Raw genomic sequence first — 16,528 nt, 5'->3', positions numbered from 1 at the left:
GCTCGTATTAATTAAAATCCAACGTTAACACCAAAGTTCAGGCCCATAGGCATTGGGAAGTTACCGTAATCAAAACCGGCACCGCCACTACCGCCAACGGCAGCAGAGTTACCATTCACCACAGGATCCAGGCCGGAATAGTTGGTCAGGATGAACACGTCGGTTGCTGTTACAAACACACTGCCTGATTTGATAAACTTCACACTTCTCAGCCAGGAAGAGGTCACGTTGTAGTTCAGGGTAATGTCTCGTAAGCGAATCCAGTTGATATCTTTCTCGATAAAGTCAACTTCCGGCAAGCCATAGGTGGTAGACCAAAAGTTGATATCATGCGCTGGATCGATCACGATGGTGTTCTGCGTCGGATTAGTTGAGTTCTCCAGCCCGTCCTTTAACACGCCCTTGAAAACCACAGGCTGTTCTCGGTCCAGCGTTCTTTTGCTTAAGCCACGTGCCGTTAAGTAGTGCTCGGTCGCGTTGTAAATGTCGCCACCCTTGCGGATATCGAGCAGGAAGTTTAAAGACAGGTTCTTATAAGTGAAGCTGTTTGTTAAGCCAACGGTAAAATCAGGCTGTCTGTCGCCTACCTCTACCCATTTGGTTGTGTTGCGCAGTGGGTAACCAGTCGTTGGGCTGATCAGGATATCGCCGTTATCGTTGCGCATGTAATCAAAACCTGTAAAGGTGGTCAGCTCGCCGCCAGGTATGGCGCCATTCCGCACGTTACCATACAACCAGGTATCCGACATGTAGAACTCGTTCACGCCTTTTGGTAGCGTGAGCAGCTCGCTCCACAGGTGGGTGAAGTTAGCCAGCACATCCCAACGGAAATCAGGGGTAGTTACCGGAGTGGCATTCAGCTGTAATTCAACACCTTCTGTTTTCATCTCACCGGCGTTAAATGCCTGCAGTACAAAGCCCGTACCGTAGCTCAGGCGCATGTCTTTCACGATCTGGTCTACCGACTTCTTGTTAAAGTAAGTCGCATCAAAGCCCAGGCGATCGTTAAAGAATTTCATTTCGGTACCAAACTCATACGAGGTGGTCATCTCCGGACGCAGGTTCGGGCTTGGGCCTGTAAAGGCGTAGCCAAAGCCGCCGCCTGTTGTTGATTTCGGTTCCAGGAAGGCACGGATGCTGTAAGGGTTGGCATCTTTACCCACTTTTGCAATAGAGCCGCGCAGCTTGCCATAAGAAAGCACATTACGAATACCGGCAAACGGTGCCAGTTCTGTAAAGATAAAGCTCAGGGAAGCAGATGGATAGAAGAAAGAGCGGCTCTCGATCGGCAGCGTAGAGCTCCAGTCGTTACGGCCGGTCAGGTTGAGGTACAACATGTCGTTGTAGTTCAGGTTCAGGTTACCAAAGGCACCCACCAGGCGCCGCTGAAACAGCCTGTTGCGGCCTCTGTTTGTCGTACCGTCTGTATTTTCGATCGAGTACAGGTTAGGTGCCAGGAATCTTTCGCCTGTTACCGCCTGCGTATAGGTGTTCTGGTCGTTAATAGCGCTACCCAGTTTTACATCTGCATTTAACTTATCGTTAAAGAAGGAATGGGTCAGCTGCGCATAGTACTGCACGTTAAAGTTGCGGTTGTTGTCCAGCGACTGGTCAAAAATACCGCCTCTTGATTTACCGTAGTTAGATTCCGGGTGGCGCACCATCGTGATCTTGCCCGTAGACATATCAAAACCCACGTTACCGACAAACTTCAGCCATGAGGCCGGGTCGATGGTTACGCGTGCGTTGGTAATGTAGCGGTTGTTCACATTGTTGATGGTGTTCTTATTTACGTTGAAGAAAGGGTTATCCACTTCTGCCGTTCCGGCTGTGGTTGTTCTTCTTTCTCCGGTCGGTGTCAGGTAGATGCTGGCATCATCCGTTGATGGCCAGGTTAACAGGCCCAGCAACGGACCACCGGCTCCTTTAAAAGCGGAGTTGTTATCCGAGTAAGTATAGTTGAAGGTTACATCAGTAGAGATGTACTTGTTCAGTGTAGAGGTAACAGCCGACGACAAGTTGAATTTCGTCAGATCCGTACCGGGCACAAAGCCTTCCTGGTCGGTAAGGGAGCTGGAAATACGGTACTGCGATTTCTCAGAACCACCTGAAAAAGCCAGGTTATGCTTTTGCGTAAAGGCCGTCTGGAAGAACGCGTCTACGTTGTCATAAAACTTCGTTCCTTCCGGATAACGGGGGCCAAAGTACTTGGGCTCTGTCTGCGAGGCATCCGGTGCACCATTTGTTCCGATGCCATATACCTGCTGGATCTCCGGAAATTTGGTGATCCGGTCGAAGCGGAAGCTGTTGCTGTAGTCAATACGGCCGTCGCCGGCCTGGCCTCTTTTCGTGGTGATCACAATAGCGCCGGAAGCAGCATCGATACCGTAGAGAGCCGAAGCTTCCGGTCCTTTCAGAATGGTGATGCTCTCAATGTCCTGCGGGTTGATATCGGCGCCGCGGTTGGTAAAGTCTGTAGAGCGGTTATCCAGTGATGTGGCCGAGCTGGCAGAAGACGCAAAACCTGATGTGTTAAAAGTGGTGTTGTTGATCGGCAAACCATCCACCACATAAAGCGGCTGGTTGCTTCCGCTCAGCGAGCTTACCCCCCGGATCATCACCGAAGAAGAAGAACCCGGCAGACCAGAGGTAGTGGTTACCTCTACACCGGCCACGCGGCCCGCTAATCCGTTCACGAAGTTCTCGCGCTGGGTTTTAGCAATGGTTGCTCCTTTCACCTCTGTTACGGCATAACCCAGGGCTTTTTTCTCCTGCTTTATACCCAAGGCTGTTACAACCACTTCATCTAGGCTGTTGGAGTCATCCTGCAGCGTAACATCAATGTTGGTCGACGTACCTACCGGTCTTTCAAACTTTTTCATGCCGATAAAGCTGAACACCAGCACATCAGCCGGGGCAGCCTGCACCGAGAATTTACCGTTTGCATCTGTTACAGTGCCTCTGGTGGTACCTTTTACACCAACCGAAACGCCGGGCAGCGGGCTTTTATCCGATGCCGAAATAACGGTACCGGTTACCGTACCGGCTTGTGCAAGACATTGAAAATGAAATAGGAGAAAGCACATTCCCCATAAAAAACATCGTAACTTTTTTTTCATGACAGCTTTGCTAATGGTTTTGGTTAAATTAATGATGGGTAGCAACCCGTGTGAAAGGGCGCTTGCACCTTACTCTTAAAGAGCAATTGGGTAAAGGACTGATGTATACTTGTATGGATGAAACTCACGGGTAAAGCAGATACTGCTGGCGCATACTTTTGAACTGGCTCAGGGCAGGCTCCCAGCTCTGGCGGATCTCGGCTTCGGTAGCACCGGCTATGATCTGCGCTTTAAGCTGCCTGGTGCCTGCCAGTTTATCAAAGTCGCCCATCTGGTTACTCTGCTTAAAATCGAAAAACTTGTCTTTATAAGGATAGGCTTGATACATTTCCAGCAGCCAGCCCAGGTTCAGTTGCCCGCTTTGGCGCAGGGCAGCCGTGTCATACGTGCGCAGGTCCAGCCCGTAACAGGCCTTGTCCTGGTGCAGCGGCGTTTCGCTCATGCCGTTAATACTGATGGGGGTAAAAGAGAAGTCATACTTGCCTTTCAGGTCGGGGTTGCCCAGCACCGTGAAGGGGAAGTGCGTGCCACGGCCCTGGCTGATGATGGTGCCCTCGAAGAGGCACAGCGACGGGTATAGCAGAATAGATTGGGGCGTATTCAGGTTAGGCGACGGGTTTACCGGCAAAGTATAAGGCAGCTGGCGGCTATAGTTACGAACCTTGATGATCTTTATCGGGCATTTTACGCCGTTGGCCAGCCAACCTTCGCCGTTGATCATCTGGGCATATTCCCCTACCGTCATGCCGTGTGCAATGGGCACCGGGTGCATGCCAATGCCGGATTTCAGGGCCATGTCCAGCACGGGGCCGTCTACCAGGTAGCCATTCGGGTTAGGCCTGTCCAGAATCAGCAGCTCCTTGCCATTTTCGGCGCAGGCTTCCATCACGCGGTGCATGGTGCCGATATAAGTATAAAACCGGGCGCCTACGTCCTGGATATCAAAAACCAGCACGTCGATATCAGCCAGGCTCTCTTTTGTAGGCTTGTGTGTTTTACCGTAAAGCGAAAAAACCGGAATGCCGGTAGCGGGGTCTACGCTGTCATCCACTTTCGCGCCGGCGCTGGCATTGCCCCGAAAGCCATGCTCCGGACCGAAGATGCGGACAATGTTCACACCCAAAGCTCGTAGGCTGTCTACGCTAGGCGTTTTGCCAATGATGGACGTAGGGTTCACGACCATGCCTACGCGTTTGCCTTTCAGGTAAGGCAGGTATTCGGCTACCTGGTCGGCGCCTGTTACCAGGCCTGCAGCAGGCGCCTTATCTCCTGCCTGAGAAACAGTAGTCCCGGCCGTTTGCAATGGCTTTGTACAAGCACTGCTTACGAGGGCTAAAACCATGAGCGGCAGCATAAAATGGAGCAAAAACCTCATGCGAAAAGTCACTATGTTAGCGTATAAAAATAACCGGTGATTTTGTTTTACTTCGTGCTTTCTGTCTGTTCATGCTGCGCGCTGCGGGCACGACCTGCGGCAAGACAACGCTGTTGCTTTGTCCATGCCGGGCTGCCACCTTCCTGAGCCAGCATAAAAGGCTTGCAGAAATTTCCTGCACGAAAACGCATCCGATAAAACATATAAAGTGAGTGAACACTTTATTTAGGCATAAAATAAGAGAGAAATAATTTTAAACCCTAATGTTTATGCAAATTAGTTTTAAAATATCGCACAAACCGGCATAGACAGAAACAAGCCTATTCCCCTGACCTGCTAGGCATTACCCGCCGGAGGAAGAAAAGAATGCCTGAAATTTGTTTGGAAAGCGCTCTACTTGGGGAGCAGGCAGCTTAGCAGACCTGCCGCAGAGTATGTTCTGACATCCGGGCATGCGTGCGTGGTAAGCACCAACCGGCAGAAATGGGCATACCTTACCCGGCCTGCTCAAAACCTGTGTGCTGCTGGCTATACTTTGGTAAGAATGCTTAAATGGAAAGGACCGCCTTGTTTCGAGGGCTTTTACCCCAACATACTGCCGCTGGCTGGTTTATCGGCTGCCAGCCGGGTGGGGTCCGGCAATGTGAGAAAAGGAATAAAGCCCTGTTCGGTTATTTTACCCGTTACGCTCCTGCTCAGCAAGACCTCCAGAAAAGTATGCGGCTGCGGCACCAGCACCAGCAGATCGGCTTGCTGCTGCTGCACAAATTCATAAATGCCAGCCACAATATCTGTGCGCTGCCGGAAGTATACCCTGTAACTGACATCCGACAACCGGTTATCAAGGGCGCTTATACCTTTCATACCCTGAATTTGGGCAGGCAGCAGCGTTTTCTCCTGGTAGAAGTGCACAACATGCAGGTTTGCCTGAAAAGCTTTTACCAGGGTTTGCAAATAGGTCAGGGCTTCGTTGTCAGCCAGGTGCTGCAGGTCGGCCGCAAAGACAAACGATCGTAGCTGTTTGAATTCTGTCTGCTGCGGCAAGGTCAGGACCGGCACCTGGCAGTAAGAGATAACCGCAGCCACCGTACTGCCCAGCAGGGCCTGCTCCACCGCGTCGGCTCCCCTGCTGCTGATCAGTACCAGGTCGGCCTGGTAGGTGAGCGCCGCCTGGTTAATTTCGTCGGCAGCCAGGCCAAATTTGCTCACGCAGGTAATCCTTACGCTCTTATCCGGCGCAGGCGGCATCTGGATAGTATGAAAACCGCTTGTACCTGAGGTCAGGGTGGCTTGCTTTTCTGCTCCGGCACCTTGCTTTGCGTTAAACTCCCAGTAAAAATCTTTATACTGGTCCTCTTCCGCGTCTGCGGCCCACAAGATCAGTTGCTCCCGTTTTTCTTTTTCCAGCATTGAAATTGTTTCGTCTAGCCGGTAAGCACTGGATACCGGAATTGGTTGGTGAAAAGCATGAAACAGCACCACTTCCGCCTGTGCGGTGCTGGCCATATGCAGGGCGTAAGAAAACGCTTTGCGTGCCTCTGGCGAAAAATCGGTCGGAACTAAAATAGTTTTCATATCTGCTGACGTTAAAGATTTAACAGGGGTACCTTACCCGCTTTTTATACTTGTGGTTGGTTGCTACCAACGCTGCGTAGCATCATATACTTTTGCTGTTTCAAATCTCCCCGGAACAGTATGGAACACGAGAACACGACAGGCTTGCGCCCCACTGCCCCTATACTTCTCCCGGTCACTTTAGTGCTGCGGCACCTGGTTGCGGGCCGCATATGTGCGGGTACCAATCCCCAGGAGCCGCCCGACCGGTTGCCAGCGCTCCACCTGGTCGGCGACCAGCTTTAAAATCCCCAGGAAAGGCACAAACAGGATCATGCCGGCGCCTCCCCAGATCAGCCCGCCTGCTACAATGGCCAGGATCATGAAAAGCGTATTTACCTGCAAGCGATAAGAAACAGCCATGGGGAAAATAACATTGGCTTCCAGGTACTGCACCACTGTAAAAACGGCCACTACCCCCAACGGATACCAGACAGAATCATAGGTCAGCCAGGCCATGGTAATGGGCAGCAGCGAGCCCAGCGTTATGCCCACATACGGAATAAAGGTCAGCAAAGAAGCTACCACACCGAACAGCACCGCATGCGGAATACCCAGCAGCAGCAGGCCCACCACATTCAGCAAGGCAACAATCAGGTATACCAGCGCCATGCCTTTGATAAAATTATAGAAGGTGGTGATGGTTTGCCGCAGAATGAAGTGCACTTTGGCGGCTTCGGCTGGCGGAAAAAAGTGCACCAGGGATCTCGCAAACTCCTCCCGGTAGTATAGAATCAGGGCACTATAAAACGGAATAAGTATGAGCAGCACAAACCCTACCGCTGAGCTATAGGCCAGTTGCTGCACCACGGGCAACAGCTGCGAGGCGCCACTCAGCAGCATTTGCTCCACCCAAAGTGCCTGCCTGGTAAGCGGCAGGTTAAAGTGCAGCGCCAGGTAGCGGCTTACCTGCGCTAGCAAAGCCGTTATTTTGCCCTGCAGCGAAGGCCACTCCCGCGAAAATTGTATAAACTGGTTTGCCAGCAGAAAGAGCAGCCCGCCCGCGGCAACGCCCAGTGCCAGTAAAGCCAGCCCAATAGCCAGAAACCGCGGTACGTGATGGCGCTCCAGCCAACGGCAGACCGGGTACAACACAAAACTGATCAGCAGCGCAAAGCTTAAAGGCACCAGCAGCGGCTGCCCCAGGTACATCAACAGGCTGATTACCAAAACATACAACAGGAGCCGCAGGTAATCAGGCGAACGGGCGGACGAAGCGGATAGCATATTGCGATGGCTTAAAATGTGTATGTCCGTTAAAGGCCTGTGCAGCACCGGCGCACCTAACACCACCGGCAACACCAGGAAGTTATATATGGTACGCAACCGGAAAATCAGCAGCCATAAACCAGCTGGCAGTAGTTAAAGATAGCGTTACCTGCCCAAAATAAAAAATGACCTCTGTCATGTCCTTTCGTAAACTAAAGTATACAGCACGCACCCTTCCTGTAACAGCCCGCACCGGCTGAGCGCCTCCTTTTAACTATTCTCATACTTTACTTTACAGCATATGGAAACTACTTCTTTCAAACAGCTTTTCGCCTCGCTTCCGGAAATATTTTCCCGAACTGCTACTGTTAAAAAAGTATACGGCGAGCCGATCGAAACACAAGGCAAAACCATTATACCCGTAGCCCAAGTAGCCTTCGGTTTCGGGGGCGGCTTTGGCGATAAAAACGGCAAGGCTACCGCGCCATCCAACCCGGCCGAGGCTAACGGCGAAGGGGGCGGCATGGGCGGAGGCCTGTCGGCCAAACCGATCGGGTTCATTGAGGTAACCCCCAATGAAACGCGGTTTGTTCGCATTAACAAAGGGCGCTACATTGCCCTGGGCGCGCTGCTGGGAGTTACGGTCAGCTTGCTTGCCAGGCGGCCCCGCCGCAAACATCAGTACCCGCCTTTGTAGCCGCTCTGCTCCACTTTCCTGACAGCCTTTTACGATGGCATGCTCCCTGCTTTCCCTGCTCCTGTTGCAAGGCCTGCTTTATGAGGTGGGATTTGGCTATGGTAACAGCACGTTCCTGGCGCAGCAGATGCCGGTCGCTTGGTTCGGCATTATCGCCAGTGCCCTGGTAGTGCTGGCAGGCCTGCTATACTATGCCGATCGGAAGTTTAACAAACAGGTAGCCGGCGAAGTAACGGCCCTGCTTGCCAAACCACCAGGTACCCAAACCCTTGTTACGCCCCAACTAATGGCGCATTTGCCGCCCGTGGTCCAAAAATGGCTGCAACGATCCGGCGTAGAGGGCACAGCACTGCCCCATACTGTAAGGCTGAAGCAAAAAGGGGCTATGCGTACAAAAGCTGGTGGCAAATGGATGCCATTTAAGGCCACGCAGTACTTTAGGGCAGATGAACCGGCGTTTATCTGGCAAACAAAAGTGCGGGCCTTCCCGGGCATTTACTTAACAGGCCGCGACAAGTATGGAAACGGTCGGGGCGAGATGCTGATCAAATTATTGTCCATTAAAAATGTGGTGCGTGCCGGCGGCACCGACCAGTTGAACCAGGCCAGTCTGTTGCGCTACCTTGCCGAAACATGCTGGTTTCCCTCCGCTGCCCTGCGCGATTATATCCGTTGGGAGCCGCTGGATGCGGGCTCAGCCAGGGCCACGATCACAGCAGGAAGCATCACCGTGTCGGGTGTTTTCTTTTTTAATGAACAGGGCGATTTCGTCGCTTTCGAAGCGATGCGGTATGGCGATTTTAACGGCAAAACGTCACTAAAAAAGTGGCATGTCCGGGCAAAAAGCTATCGTGTGTTCCAGGATTTCCGGGTGCCTTACCAATGCGAGGTAACCTGGAAATTAAAGACCGGCGATTTTACCTGGCTCCAGCTCGAACTGACCGAGCTATCCTATAACCCGCCCGGCAAGTATAGCTAAGCCCATCAATACAAGAAGTATAAGAAGCAACAGGGGGCTTGCTTATACTATAGCTGGCAGCAACTAATGATTTTTATCATGCTGCGAAATGAGCTATTCCCTCCTCTGTTTGCGTATAAATAATCAATTTTAAAGTATAATATTTCCGCAGCAAATTACTTCTACCCGCACCCGTTTCAGACGATTACAAACGATCTAACCCATTCCATTATGCCTTCATATATCCTGCCATTCGCGCAAATTACAATCCGCAACGTGCCCGAAGTAGGGGGCAAAAATGCGTCGCTTGGTGAAATGTACCGCGAGTTAGCGGGGAACCACATCCGAATCCCCAATGGCTTTGCTACTACCGCCCGGGCCTACCAGGACTTTCTGAAAGAAAACCAACTGGTGCCGAAACTCGAAGCGCTCCTGGGCCAGCTGGATACTACTACTTTTGCCAACCTGCAGGAGATCAGCGAACAGATCCGGGCCCTGCTGCTGCAGGCGCAATTACCCGAGGCTGTGGCCCATGCCATCCGGACGGCCTACCAGGCGCTTTGCCAACAGTATAAAGCCCCCATCCAGGTAGCTGTCAGGAGCAGCGCCACCGCCGAGGACCTGCCCAATGCCAGCTTTGCCGGCCAGCACGAGTCCTTTCTCAACATCTCGGGCGAGGAGCAGGTGCTTACCGCCTGCCTGCGGTGCTATGCCTCGCTTTTTACCGCTCGGGCCATAAAATACCGCTTCGATAATGGGTTCGATCACCTGAAAGTATACTTGTCGGTGGGCATTCAGAAAATGGTTCGCTCCGACCTGGCTAGCGCCGGCGTGTGCTTTTCCCTCGACCCGGAATCGGGCTTTAAGCAGGTGGTGCTGATAACGGGCAGTTGGGGCCTGGGCGAAAACGTGGTACAGGGAACTGTGAACCCCGATGAGTTTTATATCTTTAAACCAACGCTGCAGCAGGGCAAACAGGCCATCATCAGTAAAAAACTGGGCACCAAGGCCCAGACCATGATTTACTCAGAAGCCGCGGACCAGGAAGAAAGTCCTGTAAAAAACGTGGAGACACCCGAGGCCAAACGTGGAACCTATGTGCTGACAGATGCCGAAATAACGCAGGTAGCCGAATGGACTGTAAAAATTGAGGAGCACTACGGCTGCCCCATGGATGTGGAATGGGCAAAAGACGGCGAAACAGGCGAGATCAGCATTGTGCAGGCCCGCCCCGAGACCGTACACAGCCGGGAAGGTAAAATCCTGAAAGCCCATACGTATACCTTAACCGAAACCAGCGAGCTGCTCACCAGCGGCAAGGGCATTGGCCAGCGCATTATCACTGGCACGGCCCGGCTTATCGCCTCGCCCCAGCAGGCGCACCAGTTCCAGCCCGGCGACATCCTGGTAACCGATATCACCACGCCCGATTGGGACCCTATTCTGAAAAAAGTATCGGCCATAATTACGAACAAGGGCGGGCGCACCAGCCATGCCGCCATTGTGGCCCGCGAGCTGGGTGCCCTGGCCGTGGTGGGTACCGGTAACGCGACGCAGGTGATCCGTGACGGCCAGGAACTCACCATTTCCTGTACCGACGGGCAGAATGGTTTGGTATATGCCGGCAAACTTGCCTGGCAGGAAAAGGAACTGGATTTTGCCCAGCTGACCCGGCCGCGCACGAAGGTCATGTTTATACTTGGCGACCCCGATAAAGCCTTTCAGCTGGCTGCTTATCCCAATGATGGCGTGGGCCTGATGCGGCTGGAATTTGTCATCAACGATAGTATCCGCATCCACCCGATGGCGCTGGTAAATTACCCGAACCTGTCCGACGAAGCTGCCAAAGCGCAGATCGCGGAACTAACGCCCCATCACCAGAACAAGGAAGCATTTTTTGTGGAGAAGCTGTCGCAGTCGGTGGCCACCATTGCGGCCGCTTTTTACCCCAAGGATGTGATTGTGCGCATGAGCGATTTTAAGACTAACGAGTATGCCAACCTGATCGGGGGAAAGGAATTTGAGCCGGTAGAAGAAAACCCGATGCTGGGTTTCCGGGGCGCTTCCCGCTATTACAACCCGCGTTACCGTGCAGGCTTCGGGCTGGAGTGCCAGGCCATGAAAAAGGTACGCGACGAGATGGGCCTGACCAACGTTAAGCTCATGATCCCGTTCTGCCGCACCGTGGAAGAAGGCCGTAAAGTGGTGGCCCTGATGGCCGAGTATGGTCTGCAGCGCGGGCAGAACGGGCTGGAGATTTATGTTATGGCCGAGATCCCGAGCAATGTGTTGCTGGCCCGGGAGTTTGCCCAGGTGTTCGACGGCTTTTCGATCGGCTCCAACGACCTAACGCAGCTGACGCTGGGCATTGACCGCGACTCGGCTATTATCAGCGAACTGTTTGACGAGCAGAACGCCGCGCCCAAAGCCATGATGGCTATGGTGATCCGGGCAGCCAAAGAGACCGGCACCAAAATAGGCCTGTGCGGGCAGGCGCCCAGCGATTTCCCGGCGTTTGCGCAGTTTTTAGTCGAGCAGGGCATCGACAGTATTTCCTTTAACCCCGACGCGCTGCTGCCCGGCATCGAGAACATACTTGCTGCAGAGGCAGCAGCTGCACGGCAAAAAGAACAATCCGGTGGCAGCCCGTTGGCCGCCGTGTTGGCACAGTAGCAAAAGGTTGCATTTCAATAGCAGCGGTTTATTCTGGGTTAAGTATAAAAGGGATGCGGTACTGGTTTCAACTTCCCGACTTAAAAGTGCGTCCCCGGCTTTTTTCAACAGCAATGGTGTAGAGCGCTACATAGTTATTAACTTTAGAACCAGTCAACCCCTAACTTTATGGATCAACCCTTACCCGATAAGTTCTCAGCCGGCGCATGTCCGGAAGTGAAAGCCGCAAACGTGCGGCCATGGTTTGCAGGCAACCGGATGCGTACAGCCCGCACGCAGCAATTCTCCGCCACTGCAGTTAAAAGCAGCAGGATGCCGCTGCAAAACGGACTCAAGTATGTCGCCCTTTTGCTGCTGCTCTCCCTGTTTTCGGGCTGCAGAAAAGAGATGGCCTCCCAGGCTGTCAGTTCTTCTCCTGCCGATGCTGCTTCCGTAGCCCTGTGGCTCACGAAGCCCGATAAAACCGCCTTGTTTGCAAAGCAAAATACGGCGCTGCATTTCGGAAACAGCACCAACGAGCTGCCAATTATTACGGTAGATGCCTCACAGACCTACCAGACCATGGACGGCTTTGGGTATGCACTGACAGGCGGCAGTGCCATGCTCCTGCACCAGATGGCGCCGGCAGCGCGCGCAGCCCTGCTGCAGGAACTCTTCGGCACCGAAGGCAACAACATCGGCATCAGCTACCTGCGCCTCAGCATCGGCGCCTCCGACCTCGACGACCGGGTATTCTCCTACGATGATCTGCCTGCCGGCCAAACCGATCCTACACTAGCCAGGTTCAGCCTGGCACCCGACAGGCAACACCTCATTCCGGTGCTCAAAGAGATCCTGGCCATCAACCCGGACATCAAGATCATGGGCTCGCCCTGGTCGCCGCCTACCTGGATGAAGACCAACAACAACTCGAAAGGCGGCAGCCTGAAGCCGGAATTCTATGATGCCTATGCGCAATACTTCGTAAAGTATATCCAGGGCATGTCCGCCGAAGGCATCCGGATCGATGCGATCACCATACAAAACGAGCCGCTGCACCCGGGCAATAACCCCAGCCTGCTGATGCTGGCCGAAGACCAGACCGTGTTTGTAAAGAAAAGCCTGGGACCTGCGTTTAAGGCCGCCAACCTCGACACCAAGATCATTGTATATGACCACAATGCTGACCGCCCGGATTACCCAATCACCATTCTGAATGACCCGGAAGCCCGCAAGTATGTGGATGGCTCGGCTTTCCATTTGTACGGCGGCACCATCGATGCCTTATCAAAAGTGCATGAAGCGCACCCCGACAAAAATTTATACTTTACCGAGCAGTGGATCGGCGCCCCCGGCGACTTCCCCAAAGACCTGGCCTGGCACGTAGAAACCCTGATGATCGGGGCGCCCCGCAACTGGGCCAAAACCGTGCTGGAATGGAACCTGGCCGCCGACCCGGAGCAAAACCCGCATACACCGGGAGGCTGCACCGAGTGCCTGGGTGCCATCACGATTGCCGGCAATAGCGTAACGCGCAACCCGGCTTACTATATTGTGGCGCATGCCTCCAAATTTGCCCGCCCCGGCTCTGTGCGTATTGCCTCCAACATGCCGGCCGCGCTGCCCAACGTGGCTTACAAAACCCCAAATGGCAAGCTCGTAGTGGTCGTGATCAACACGGGCAAAACAGAACAGGCGTTCAACATCAGCTCCGAAGACAAACAGGTAACCACCCGGCTGGCTGCCGGCGCTGTGGGCACCTATGTCTGGTAATTATACTTGTTCTGATAAAATAGAAAATGCCTGCAGTTCGTGCAGGCATTTTTTTGTTTGGTGGATGTGAAAGCTTAGCTTTTCACCATCGCGTCGATGGGTCGGATGGTGCCGTCGGGGTTATACTTCAGCTCGGTTACTTTCACACTGCGCAGGTGCGTTTTGCCGCCCGATAGCGAGCTGTCGTGGAAGAAGAGGTACCATTTGCCGTCTTTCTCAATAATGGAGTGATGGTTGGTCCAGCCAAGCACCGGCTTCAGGATAACGCCCTGGTAGGTGAAGGGTCCCACCGGGCTATCGCCAATGGCGTAGGCGATGTTGTGTGTGTCGCCGGTGGAGTATGAGAAGTAATACTTGCCGTTATACTTGTGCAGCCAGGCAGCCTCAAAAAAGCGCTTGTCATTGTCTTTTGCCAGCAGCGGCTTGCCGTCTTTGCCCAGTATCTGCACATCCTGCACCGCGCCGTCAAAGCTTTTCATATCATCGGCCAGCCTGGCCACCTTGGGGCTGAGCGCCGGCTGGTCGTCGGCAGGGTAAGTATCGGCCTGGATATACTTGCCACTGCTCCAGCGCTGCAACTGCCCGCCCCAGATACCGCCGAAGTACATATAGTAATCGCCGTTATCGTCTTTAAAAACGGTGGGATCGATGCTGTTACTACCTGTAATGGGCGCAGGCTCAGCTTTAAACGGCCCGCTGGGTGAGGTGCTTGTAGCTACGCCAATGCGGAACACATCCTGCTTGTCTTTGGCCGGGAAGTATAAATAATACGCGCCATCTTTGTAAGCGGCATCCGGCGCCCACATTTGCCGCCCCGCCCAGGGCACATCCTTTAAATCCAGCGCCACACCATGATCGGTGACCTTGCCGCCTACGCTGTCCATCGACAGGATATGATAATCCGTCATAGCAAAGTGCGAGCCGTCGTCTTTTTCGGGGATACCGGCATCAATGTCGTGCGACGGGTACACGTAAATTTTACCGTTGAATACATGCGCCGAAGGGTCGGCCGTATAGATGTCGGTTACCAGCGGCCCCAGGATGGGAGCTGGTTGCGCTGCCGTTGCCGGAGCTGCATCGGGCTGTTTCGTCTGCGTTTCCGAACCCGTGCTCTGGCAACCGCCAGCCAGAAGAGAGGCAAGCAACAGGGCGAAGGCAGCCTGCTTGAAAGGTAGATGTGCTGTCATACTTGTTTTTTGTTAAAAGGCTTTTATAGGTATTTATTCTGATTACCTGCTGAACTGAAAAAATATCTGGCAACAAAGCGTTCGGTCTACCCCCTCAAACTCCTTTCAAGGGGAGAATCTATTCTACATGATTATTCCCCTCCCGGAAAGCTTGAAACCAGTTCTAAGTTAAGTTAACCGCCGTAGCCGTTTCCTTAAATCCTTTTCAGCTGCCAGAGCAGCGAACGCGGAAGGCTGTTGATAGCCCTTGTCTACTGTCTAAAATCTAACGTCTAAAATCTCTCACAAAAACTACCGGCTTCATGCGCGGCGACAGGTAATGGATTACCAACCAGACGGTCGAGGTAGTTGATGGTGCTAGCTGCAAACACCAGGGCGCAGATGGTCCAACGGTACGAACCTATTTTAACGGTTTCGGTAATGGGTTCAGTGGTGGTGAGCGGTGCGTTCATACAAGTACGATTACATGGGTTCGATATTTTTTAAGTAAGCGGAAAGTAGTTTTTAGCGTTGTAATAGCAGATGTCCTGCACCATTTTCCCGAGCCACGGTATATCGGCCGGCAGCAGGCCCTGCGCCACATCGTTGCCGAAGAGATTGCACAGCAGCCGCCTGAAATACTCGTGCCGCGAGTAGGAAAGAAAGCTGCGCGAATCAGTAAGCATGCCGATAAAGCAGCTGATCAGGCCCATATTGGAAAGCGCATTCAGTTGGTTGGTCATGCCATCCAGCTGGTCGAGGAACCACCAGGCCGAGCCGAACTGCATTTTGCCTTTGATGCCGCTTTGCTGGAAGTTGCCAATCATGGCGGCGAAGGTGGCATTGTCGGCCGGGTTCAGGTTGTAGATGATGGTTTTAGCCAGTGCTCCCTTCTGTTCCAGCTCATCAAAGAAAGCGGCCATGGCTGCTGCCTGCCGAAAATCGCCGATGGAATCATAGCCGGTATCGGGGCCGTTGGTCTGCAGCATACGCGTATTGGTATTGCGCAACGGGCCTAGGTGAAACTGTTGCACCCAGCCTTTGCGGCTATACATGCGGCAGAGCGCCAAAAGTATAAACCCAGCAAATTCGTTCTGGCAGGAGGCGGCACTAGCATCATCTCCGGCTAGCACAGCGGCAAAGGTTTTTGCCAGGTTGCCGCTGCTTTTGCCTGGTAGCGGCAGGTGCACCAAGCCGTGGTCTGCCAAACGGCAACCGTTGCTATGGAAATAATCCACGCGCTGTTGCAGGGCCTCAAGCAAGGTATTTATACTGGTGATGCTGACGTTACTTGCCGCCGACAGCTGCCCGATATAGGTTCTGAAATCATTACCTCCGGTTAGCTGCAGCACCTTATCGGGCCGAAAAGAGGGCAGCACTTTTACAGGGAAAGACGAGGCGGCCAGCTGCTGATGAAAAGTCAGCGCATCGATTGGATCGTCGGTAGTGCCCACCATCTCCACGTTGAAATGCGCCAGCAAACCCTGCGGTGTAAAAGCCGGCTGTGGCAACAGCGCGTTGCAGCGGGCATACACCTGGCGCGCATTCTCTCCAGACAACAATTCGGTAGTACCAAAGGGATTTTTCAGCTCCATGTGCGCCCAGTGGTAGAGCGGGTTACGCATGGTATAAGGCACGGCCTCTGCCCATTTCACAAATTTCTCCTCGTCAGTGGCAGCGCCGGTAATATAGTGCTCCTCCACGCCCAGCGTGCGCAGGGCGCGCCATTTGTAATGGTCGCCGGCCAGCCAGAGTGCCGTCATGTTCGGGAAAGGCGCGTTGCGGGCAATTACCTCCGGCGACAAATGGCAGTGGTAATCGATAATGGGCAGGTTTTTGGCGTAGTCGTGGTACAGTTGCCGGGCTGTTTCGGTTTGCAGCAGGAAATCCTCGCCCATAAAGCCTGCCGCCCCCTGAGCGGGTCTTACTCCGCTGGCGGCGTGTAGGTTGGTATTGTCAGGCATG

The 16,528-nt window shown here is 53.4% G+C and carries 11 protein-coding genes; 4 read left to right on the top strand and 7 right to left on the bottom strand.

The window, feature by feature from the left end; genetic code table 11:
* Positions 1 to 11 precede the first annotated feature (11 nt).
* From LWL52_RS00835 to LWL52_RS00820, 4 genes are all read right to left on the bottom strand, one after another.
* Positions 12 to 3,086: a SusC/RagA family TonB-linked outer membrane protein gene (locus LWL52_RS00835; RefSeq protein WP_242916231.1), complete on the bottom strand. Its 3,075-nt coding sequence runs from the start codon at positions 3,084 to 3,086 to the stop codon at positions 12 to 14.
* Between the two features lie 157 nt (positions 3,087 to 3,243).
* On the bottom strand, positions 3,244 to 4,461 hold the full coding sequence (locus tag LWL52_RS00830) for an exo-beta-N-acetylmuramidase NamZ family protein (RefSeq protein ID WP_242916230.1): 1,218 nt from the start codon (positions 4,459 to 4,461) through the stop codon (positions 3,244 to 3,246).
* A 615-nt stretch (positions 4,462 to 5,076) separates the two neighbouring features.
* Complete coding sequence (locus LWL52_RS00825) at positions 5,077 to 6,069, bottom strand: universal stress protein (RefSeq protein WP_242916229.1); 993 nt, start codon at positions 6,067 to 6,069, stop codon at positions 5,077 to 5,079.
* A 180-nt stretch (positions 6,070 to 6,249) separates the two neighbouring features.
* Positions 6,250 to 7,335 carry an AI-2E family transporter gene (locus LWL52_RS00820; protein WP_242916228.1) on the bottom strand — a complete coding sequence of 362 codons (1,086 nt, stop codon included), beginning with the start codon at positions 7,333 to 7,335 and terminating at the stop codon, positions 6,250 to 6,252.
* Between the two features lie 283 nt (positions 7,336 to 7,618).
* Here LWL52_RS00820 and LWL52_RS00815 point away from each other — a divergent pair, with 283 nt between their 5' ends.
* The 4 genes from LWL52_RS00815 (at position 7,619) to LWL52_RS00800 (ending at position 13,397) form a co-directional block, all read left to right on the top strand.
* On the top strand, positions 7,619 to 8,014 hold the full coding sequence (locus tag LWL52_RS00815; protein ID WP_242916227.1) for a spore germination protein GerW family protein: 396 nt from the start codon (positions 7,619 to 7,621) through the stop codon (positions 8,012 to 8,014).
* A gap of 34 nt (positions 8,015 to 8,048) precedes the next feature.
* Positions 8,049 to 8,993: a DUF6544 family protein gene (locus LWL52_RS00810; RefSeq protein WP_242916226.1), complete on the top strand. Its 945-nt coding sequence runs from the start codon at positions 8,049 to 8,051 to the stop codon at positions 8,991 to 8,993.
* 210 nt (positions 8,994 to 9,203) lie between these two features.
* The gene (gene ppsA / locus LWL52_RS00805) at positions 9,204 to 11,645 is read left to right on the top strand and encodes a phosphoenolpyruvate synthase (protein ID WP_242916225.1); all 2,442 of its coding nucleotides are present in this window, start codon (positions 9,204 to 9,206) and stop codon (positions 11,643 to 11,645) included.
* Positions 11,646 to 12,032: 387 nt separating this feature from the next.
* Positions 12,033 to 13,397, top strand: a complete 1,365-nt coding sequence (locus tag LWL52_RS00800; protein WP_242920619.1) for a glycoside hydrolase family 30 protein — start codon at positions 12,033 to 12,035, stop codon at positions 13,395 to 13,397.
* 74 nt (positions 13,398 to 13,471) lie between these two features.
* Here LWL52_RS00800 and LWL52_RS00795 read toward each other — a convergent pair whose 3' ends face one another.
* The 3 genes from LWL52_RS00795 to uxaC all read right to left on the bottom strand — a co-directional run bounded on the left by LWL52_RS00795 (position 13,472) and on the right by uxaC (position 16,527).
* Complete coding sequence (locus LWL52_RS00795; RefSeq protein WP_242916224.1) at positions 13,472 to 14,584, bottom strand: glycoside hydrolase family 43 protein; 1,113 nt, start codon at positions 14,582 to 14,584, stop codon at positions 13,472 to 13,474.
* A gap of 272 nt (positions 14,585 to 14,856) precedes the next feature.
* Positions 14,857 to 15,036, bottom strand: coding sequence for a hypothetical protein (locus LWL52_RS00790; protein ID WP_242916223.1), 180 nt, complete (start codon positions 15,034 to 15,036; stop codon positions 14,857 to 14,859).
* A gap of 30 nt (positions 15,037 to 15,066) precedes the next feature.
* Entirely contained in the window at positions 15,067 to 16,527 is a 1,461-nt protein-coding gene (uxaC, locus tag LWL52_RS00785) for a glucuronate isomerase (protein WP_242916222.1), read from the bottom strand.
* Between the last annotated feature and the right edge of the window lies 1 nt (position 16,528).

This window comes from Pontibacter liquoris (assembly GCF_022758235.1).
Classification (GTDB): domain Bacteria; phylum Bacteroidota; class Bacteroidia; order Cytophagales; family Hymenobacteraceae; genus Pontibacter; species Pontibacter liquoris.
This window is presented reverse-complemented; position numbering and strand designations above follow the sequence as displayed.

Coding starts and splice junctions, on each gene's coding strand:
- LWL52_RS00835 (WP_242916231.1), bottom strand. CDS start 3,086: ATGTGCTTTCTCCTATTTCATTTTCAATGTCTTGCACAAGCCGGTACG.
- LWL52_RS00830 (WP_242916230.1), bottom strand. CDS start 4,461: ATGGTTTTAGCCCTCGTAAGCAGTGCTTGTACAAAGCCATTGCAAACG.
- LWL52_RS00825 (WP_242916229.1), bottom strand. CDS start 6,069: ATGAAAACTATTTTAGTTCCGACCGATTTTTCGCCAGAGGCACGCAAA.
- LWL52_RS00820 (WP_242916228.1), bottom strand. CDS start 7,335: ATGCTATCCGCTTCGTCCGCCCGTTCGCCTGATTACCTGCGGCTCCTG.
- LWL52_RS00815 (WP_242916227.1), top strand. CDS start 7,619: ATGGAAACTACTTCTTTCAAACAGCTTTTCGCCTCGCTTCCGGAAATA.
- LWL52_RS00810 (WP_242916226.1), top strand. CDS start 8,049: ATGGCATGCTCCCTGCTTTCCCTGCTCCTGTTGCAAGGCCTGCTTTAT.
- ppsA (WP_242916225.1), top strand. CDS start 9,204: ATGCCTTCATATATCCTGCCATTCGCGCAAATTACAATCCGCAACGTG.
- LWL52_RS00800 (WP_242920619.1), top strand. CDS start 12,033: ATGGCCTCCCAGGCTGTCAGTTCTTCTCCTGCCGATGCTGCTTCCGTA.
- LWL52_RS00795 (WP_242916224.1), bottom strand. CDS start 14,584: ATGACAGCACATCTACCTTTCAAGCAGGCTGCCTTCGCCCTGTTGCTT.
- LWL52_RS00790 (WP_242916223.1), bottom strand. CDS start 15,036: ATGAACGCACCGCTCACCACCACTGAACCCATTACCGAAACCGTTAAA.
- uxaC (WP_242916222.1), bottom strand. CDS start 16,527: ATGCCTGACAATACCAACCTACACGCCGCCAGCGGAGTAAGACCCGCT.